This is a genomic window from Terrabacter sp. P5_B1 (assembly GCF_056400505.1).
Map to the genome: position 1 here is coordinate 1 of NZ_JBFULD010000257.1, position 6198 is coordinate 6198.

At 70.6% G+C, this 6198-nt stretch carries 8 protein-coding genes; 5 read left to right on the forward strand and 3 right to left on the reverse strand.

Annotation, left to right across the window (positions count from 1 at the left end):
• The 4 genes from AC1DP0_RS16430 to AC1DP0_RS16445 all read left to right on the forward strand — a co-directional run.
• Positions 1 to 203, forward strand: a 203-nt coding sequence (locus AC1DP0_RS16430) for a hypothetical protein (RefSeq protein ID WP_478086188.1), incomplete at its 5' end; no start/stop codon positions are given.
• Between the two features lie 100 nt (positions 204 to 303).
• Positions 304 to 1068, forward strand: coding sequence for an ABC transporter ATP-binding protein (locus tag AC1DP0_RS16435; RefSeq protein WP_478086190.1), 765 nt, complete (start codon positions 304 to 306; stop codon positions 1066 to 1068).
• A gap of 9 nt (positions 1069 to 1077) precedes the next feature.
• On the forward strand, positions 1078 to 1839 hold the full coding sequence (locus tag AC1DP0_RS16440; protein ID WP_478086194.1) for an ABC transporter permease: 762 nt from the start codon (positions 1078 to 1080) through the stop codon (positions 1837 to 1839).
• An 18-nt stretch (positions 1840 to 1857) separates the two neighbouring features.
• A complete protein-coding gene (locus tag AC1DP0_RS16445; RefSeq protein ID WP_478086198.1) occupies positions 1858 to 2631 on the forward strand; it encodes a MerR family transcriptional regulator in 774 nt (257 codons plus the stop codon).
• A gap of 12 nt (positions 2632 to 2643) precedes the next feature.
• On the opposite strand, the gene AC1DP0_RS16450 is transcribed toward AC1DP0_RS16445, so the two are convergent.
• The 3 genes from AC1DP0_RS16450 to AC1DP0_RS16460 all read right to left on the reverse strand — a co-directional run bounded on the left by AC1DP0_RS16450 (position 2644) and on the right by AC1DP0_RS16460 (position 5864).
• A complete protein-coding gene (locus tag AC1DP0_RS16450; protein ID WP_478086200.1) occupies positions 2644 to 3159 on the reverse strand; it encodes a putative immunity protein in 516 nt (171 codons plus the stop codon).
• A gap of 79 nt (positions 3160 to 3238) precedes the next feature.
• Complete coding sequence (dnaB, locus tag AC1DP0_RS16455; protein WP_442280703.1) at positions 3239 to 4627, reverse strand: replicative DNA helicase; 1389 nt, start codon at positions 4625 to 4627, stop codon at positions 3239 to 3241.
• 421 nt (positions 4628 to 5048) lie between these two features.
• Positions 5049 to 5864, reverse strand: a complete 816-nt coding sequence (locus AC1DP0_RS16460; protein WP_478086202.1) for a glucosamine-6-phosphate deaminase — start codon at positions 5862 to 5864, stop codon at positions 5049 to 5051.
• Positions 5865 to 5985: 121 nt separating this feature from the next.
• Here AC1DP0_RS16460 and AC1DP0_RS16465 point away from each other — a divergent pair.
• On the forward strand, positions 5986 to 6198 hold a 213-nt coding region (locus AC1DP0_RS16465; RefSeq protein WP_478086205.1), incomplete at its 3' end, for a DUF2277 domain-containing protein.

Sequence of the window (6198 nt, forward strand, 5' to 3'; positions counted from 1 at the left end):
GGGCTGACGAGGCGCTCGGCGACACCCTGCCGGTGCCCCGCACCGGGGCGCTCCTCGCGGCGGCGATCGCCGACGCGCGGGCCGGGGTGGCGCGGGACGACAGCTCGCTCGTGGGCTGGCTCACCGACCCGGAGCGGGTGCCGGAGGYCGCCGCCACCGCGCTGCTTGCGGTGCGCCGGCGCATCATCGACCTGGCGCTCTGACCGACCCGTTGCACCGGTCGAAGGCGTCGACGAAGATGTGCGAAGGTGCCGGCAATCCGGGCTTGACCTTGACGCAGCGTCGGGGTTGCAGCCTTGTGGCATGACCACTGAACACGCCATCGAGATCAGCGAACTCACCAAGTCCTACGGCGACCACGCGGTGCTCACCGGCGTCGACCTGAGCGTCCCGACCGGCACCATCTGCGCCCTGCTCGGCTCCAACGGCGCCGGCAAGACGACGGTGGTGAGGATCCTGTCCACGCTGCTGCGGGCCGACGGAGGAGCGGCCTCGGTCAACGGCCACGACGTCGCCACCGCGCCGGCGCAGGTCCGCCAGTCGATCAGCCTGACCGGACAGTTCGCCGCGGTCGACGAGATCCTCACCGGGCGGGAGAACCTCGTGCTGGTCGCCCAGCTCCGACGCCTCCCGGACCCGGGTCGGATCGCGGACGAGCTCCTCGCGCGCTTCGGGTTGACCGAAGCGGCCGGCCAACGGGCGGGAACCTACTCCGGGGGCATGCGCCGCCGCCTCGACATCGCGATGAGCCTCATCGGCGACCCGCCCGTGCTCTTCCTCGACGAACCAACGACAGGGCTCGACCCCCAGTCGCGCCTCGAGGTGTGGCGGACCGTGCAGGCGCTCGCGGGGCAGGGCACGACGGTGCTGCTGACGACGCAGTACCTCGACGAGGCCGAGCACCTCGCGGACCGGATCGCCATCCTCCACGAGGGCCGGATCATCGCCGGCGGCACCCTCGCCGAGCTCAAGGCCATGCTCCCTCCCACCGAGATCGAGTACGTCGAGAAGCAGCCCAGCCTCGAGGAGATCTTCCTCGCCATCGTCGGCCACGAGACCCACCACTGAGGACCCGAGATGACCACCTACGCGCTCACCGACACCACGACCCTGACCAAGCGGTCGCTGCGCCACATCCTGCGCAGCCCGGACACCATCATCACCACGGCCGTCACGCCGATCGCCATGCTGCTGCTCTTCGTCTACGTCTTCGGCGGCGCCATCGACGTCGGCGGCGCGTCGTACGTCGACTACCTGCTGCCCGGCATCCTGCTCATCACCGTCGCCTCGGGGATCGCCTACACCGCCTTCCGGCTCTTCACCGACGTCTCGGGTGGCATCTTCGAACGGTTCCAGTCGATGCCGATCGCCCGCTCGTCCTTGCTGTGGAGCCACGTCCTGACCTCGCTCGTGGCCAACTTCGTCTCCCTGCTGCTCGTCGTGCTCGTCGCCCTGGCGATGGGCTTCCGCACGGGCGCCGGCGTGCTCGCCTGGCTCACCGTCCTCGGGATCCTCGTCCTGTTCACCCTGGGGATGACGTGGCTGGCCGTGATCCCCGGGCTGACGGCGAAGACGGTCGACGGGGTGAGCGGGTTCTCCTACCCGCTGATCTTCCTGCCCTTCCTCAGCTCGGCGTTCGTGCCGACCGCCGGCATGCCGGGCCCGGTGCGCTGGTTCGCCGAGCACCAGCCGGTCACCTCGATCGTCAACACCATCCGCGCCCTGTTCGCCCAGCAGCCCGTCGGCACCGACGGGTGGGTCGCCCTCGGCTGGTGCGTCGGCCTGCTGCTCGTCGCGTATGCCCTCGCGATGCGCACCTACCACCGCACGTTCGCGTGACCACGGGAGAATGCCGGCATGCTCACGATCAGCCAGCTCGCGGCATACGCCGGGGTGACCGTGCGCGCGGTACGGCACTACCACGCCAAGGGGTTGCTGCCCGAGCCCGAGCGCGACCACTCCGGCTACCGGCGCTACGACGCGGCCGCCGTCGTCCAGCTCGTCAGGATCCGCATCCTCGCCGACGCCGGCGTGCCGCTGTCCCGGGTCAGTGAGCTGCTCGCGGCGGACGACGCGGAGTTCGCGGCCGCGGTCGAGGACATCGACCGCCGCCTGCGCGCCGAGATCCGGGAGCGCCAACGGCACCGGGAGCGGATCGCCAAGCTGGCGGCCGGCGACAGCCTGGCGCTGCCTCCCGAGGCGGTCGCCTACGTCGAGCGGATGCGTGAGCTCGGCTTCCCGGAGCGGGTCATCGAGGTCGAGCGCGACAGCTGGATCCTCATCAGTGCGCAGATGCCCGACTCGGTCGCCGCGCTGATGGAGATCAAGCAGATGCAGATCGAGCACGAGCCGCTGCGCCGGCTCTACCTCGACATCGGCGACCTCGTCGACTGCGGCCCGGACGATCCGCGCCTGCCCGAGCTGGCCGACCGCGTGGCCGCCTTCATCGAGGCTGCGGCCGCCGAGGGCGAAGGGATGGAGGACGAGCATCCCGTCAGCGCCGACCTCGTCGAACTGCTCGACGCGACGTTCCTCCAGTCGTTCGCGTGCGCGGCTCGCCTGCTCGAGCTGCTCGAGGAGCGCGGATGGACGGGCTGGACCGACATCAGGCGCACCACCGCGATCGGCTGAGCCGACGGGCTGTCAGGTGTCGAACACGGACCAGCAGATGTCGTTGCGCAGCCGCTCGTCGTCGAGGACGAGCTCGCGGATCGCGGTCGGGAGCTGCTCGCGCTGCCACGCGCACTCAGCTCGGCCGGCGGCATCGCTCTCGTCGGCCGGCACGGAGGCCCGGACCGCCTTGATGGCGTAGGCGGCTGCGCCCAGCTCGTGCGCTGCCACGTGGGCGACGCACGCGGCCTGCCCGGCAGCGTATGCCGCGAACCTCGGGGCACCACGCAGGTCGCGGGCCGCCCCCATGGCGTGGCCGCCTGCGGCGCGCGACTGCATCATCGGGACCTCGCCGCGCACCCAGGCCCGGGCGTGCCCGATGGCGTCGCGCGGGCGCGGGTCGTGCGGTCGCTCGGACTCGAAGAGGTCGAGCACGTGCTCGGCGCACGTCGCCGCCCACAGCGCGAGACGGTGGTGGTCGGCATCCGTCAGGGTCCCGCCGCGTCGGATAGTGACGAAGCGGGGATCGCGCACCTTGGGAAGGATCACGCCCTGGACTCCTGTCTGGCACTCCTTGCCGGACAACTCGATCCGCGGTTGCGGGCCGCCTGGTGCGACGGCGCTGGCGTCAGAAGTTGTTGGCCATGTTCGTGAAGCGGCTGAAGTGACCCTGGAAGGCGACGACGATCGTGTCGGTGGGGCCGTTTCGGTGCTTGGCCACGATGAGGTCGGCCTCGCCCTCCCGGGGCGAGTCCTTCTCGTAGGCCGCCTCGCGGTGGAGCAGGATCACCATGTCGGCATCCTGCTCGATCGATCCCGATTCTCTCAGGTCGCTCATGGCGGGCTTCTTGTCGGTGCGCTGCTCCGGACCACGGTTCAGCTGCGAGATCGCGATGACCGGCACCTCGAGCTCCTTGGCGAGCAGTTTGAGCGCACGCGAGAACTCCGAGACCTCCTGCTGGCGTGACTCGACGCGCTTGCCCGAGCTCATCAGCTGGAGGTAGTCGATGACGACGAGCTTGAGGTTCTCGCGCTGCTTGAGCCGGCGGCACTTGGCGCGGATCTCCATGAGCGACATGTTGGGCGAGTCGTCGATGAAGAGCGGGGCGTCGGAGACCCGGCCCATCGTCGAGGCGAGGCGGGTCCAGTCCTCCTCGCGCATCGTGCCCTTGCGCATGTGCTGCAGCTGGATGCCCGCCTCGGCCGAGAGCAGACGCATGGTGATCTCGGTGCGGCTCATCTCGAGCGAGAAGACGACGGCGGCCATCTTGTGCTTGATCGCGGCCGACCGCACGATGTCGAGGCCGATTGTCGATTTTCCCATCGCCGGACGGGCGGCGATGACGATCATCTGGCCGGGGTGCAGGCCGTTGGTCAGGGCGTCGAAGTCGGTGAACCCGGTCGGGACACCGGTCATCTCACCGGACCGGCCCGAAGCGACCTCGATCTCGTCGACCGTGGCCTCGATGACGTCACCGATGGCGTGGTAGTCCTCGCCGCCACGCTTGTCGGCGACGGCGTAGACCTCGGCCTGCGCGGCGTTGACGATGTCCTCGACGTCGCCGCCGCCCTGGGCGTAGCCGAGCTGGACGATGCGGGTGCCGGCCTCGACGAGGCGGCGCAGCACGGCGCGCTCGCCGACGATCTGGGCGTAGTAGCCGGCGTTGGCCGCGGTGGGCACCGAGGCGATGAGCTGGTGGAGGTAGGCCTGACCACCGACGCGGCCGAGGTCGCCGCGCTTGGTCAGCTCGTCGCTGACGGTGATCGCGTCGGCGGGCTCGCCGCGGCCGTAGAGGTCGAGGATCGCGTCGTAGATCAGCTCGTGTGCCGGACGGTAGAAGTCGGTGCCCTTGAGCTGCTCGACACAGTCGGCGATGGCGTCCTTGGACAGGAGCATGCCGCCGAGCACGGACTGCTCCGCACCGACGTCCTGCGGCGGGAGCCGGTCGTCCGGAGGCCCGCCGTCACGGGCCGACGACGACGCGAAGGCGCTCGTGCTCAACTCGGCGAGAGACACGGGCTCCCCTTCCCCTGAGTGCTGATGACGTGTTTTGCAACCTGGTCCACCACAGTGAACAACGCGGTTCTGACAGTGGCTCCCCGGGGGGCGACGACGAGGTGTGAGCAGCCACGTCGGCCCGGCACGAGAGCACCCGCCCCACCGTAGGGGCGCCGCCCGACGGGCACCAATCTGGGAGCCCTCGAATCGCGACCGGCTGTGGACAACCGGTGGACAGCCCTGCTCGACACGCCGTCAACAGCTGTGGAAAAGGTGTGTGGACAGGTGTGGGGGCCTCGTGCCGACCCCATCCCGCCGTGCTCCATGACCTGCGCAAATGCCTTTCCACGGGCTGTGGAGAAGAAGTTCCCAACCCCTGTGCGTCGTCCACAGGCCTGCACGACACGCCGAACGAGGACGTATGCCGTGGGGCCGGGTCCTACAGGCCCGCCGCCGAGGCGTCGTAGTAGTCCCGGTTGCGCAGGCCCGACGCTGCGGCCTCGTCGAGCACGGCGGTCGCATCGGCGTGCCACTGGAGCACCGATGCCGGGCAGGAGGCCGACAGGGGACCCTCGAGCGCAGCCGCGACCGCGTCCGCCTTGCCCGCGCCGGACGCCACGAGGACGAGCCGCCGCGCGTCGAGAACGGTGCCGAGCCCCTGGGTGACGCAATGGGTCGGCACGTCGTCGATGCCGTCGAAGAAGCGGGCGTTGTCGTGCCGGGTCCGGTCCGAGAGCCGCTTGACCCTGGTCCTCGACGACAGCGCCGAGCCCGGCTCGTTGAAGCCGAGATGGCCGTTGGCCCCGATGCCGAGGATCTGCACGTCGACACCGCCCGCCGCGGCGATGAGTCGCTCGTACTCGGCTGCACCGGCGACCAGCGCATCCTCGTCCCGGCCGGATCCGTCCGGCACGTGCAGGCGGTCGGGCGGGAGTCCCAGGGGTGCGCAGACCTCGCGCAGCAGCACCTCGCGGTAGGACTGCGGGTGGCCGGCCGGCAGCCCGACGTACTCGTCGAGCGCGAAGCCGCGGGCACGGCCCAGGTCGAGGCTCCCTGCCCGCACCGCCGCGGCGAGCTCAGCGTAGAGCCCCAGCGGTGACGACCCGGTCGCGAGCCCGATCACCGGCTCGGGACGACGCTCGGGACGACGCTCGGGACGAGGCGCGGCACGACGCGCGGCACCGAGGCCGGCGATGACGACCTCGGCAGCACGACGGGCGACATCGGCGGCTGTGGGCAGGACGAGGACCTCCATCGGCCCACCCTCTCACCGCGCCCGGCCCCGGCACGGCCACCGTCGGCATACGCGCCGTCCCGTCGGGAATCGGGTCGGGAACCAGGCCCTCGACGTGGGAGGTGCGACATACAGTCGAGACATGTGCCGCAACATCCGACAGCTCCACAACTTCGAGCCGGCTGCCACCTCGGACGAGGTGCGTGCTGCCGCGCTGCAGTACGTCCGCAAGGTCAGTGGCAGCACCAAGCCCAGCCAGGCCAACCAGGCCGCGTTCGACGAGGCCGTCGAGGCGGTTGCGCACGCGACCCAGCACCTGCTCGAGCACCTGACGACGACGGCGCCGCCCAAGGAC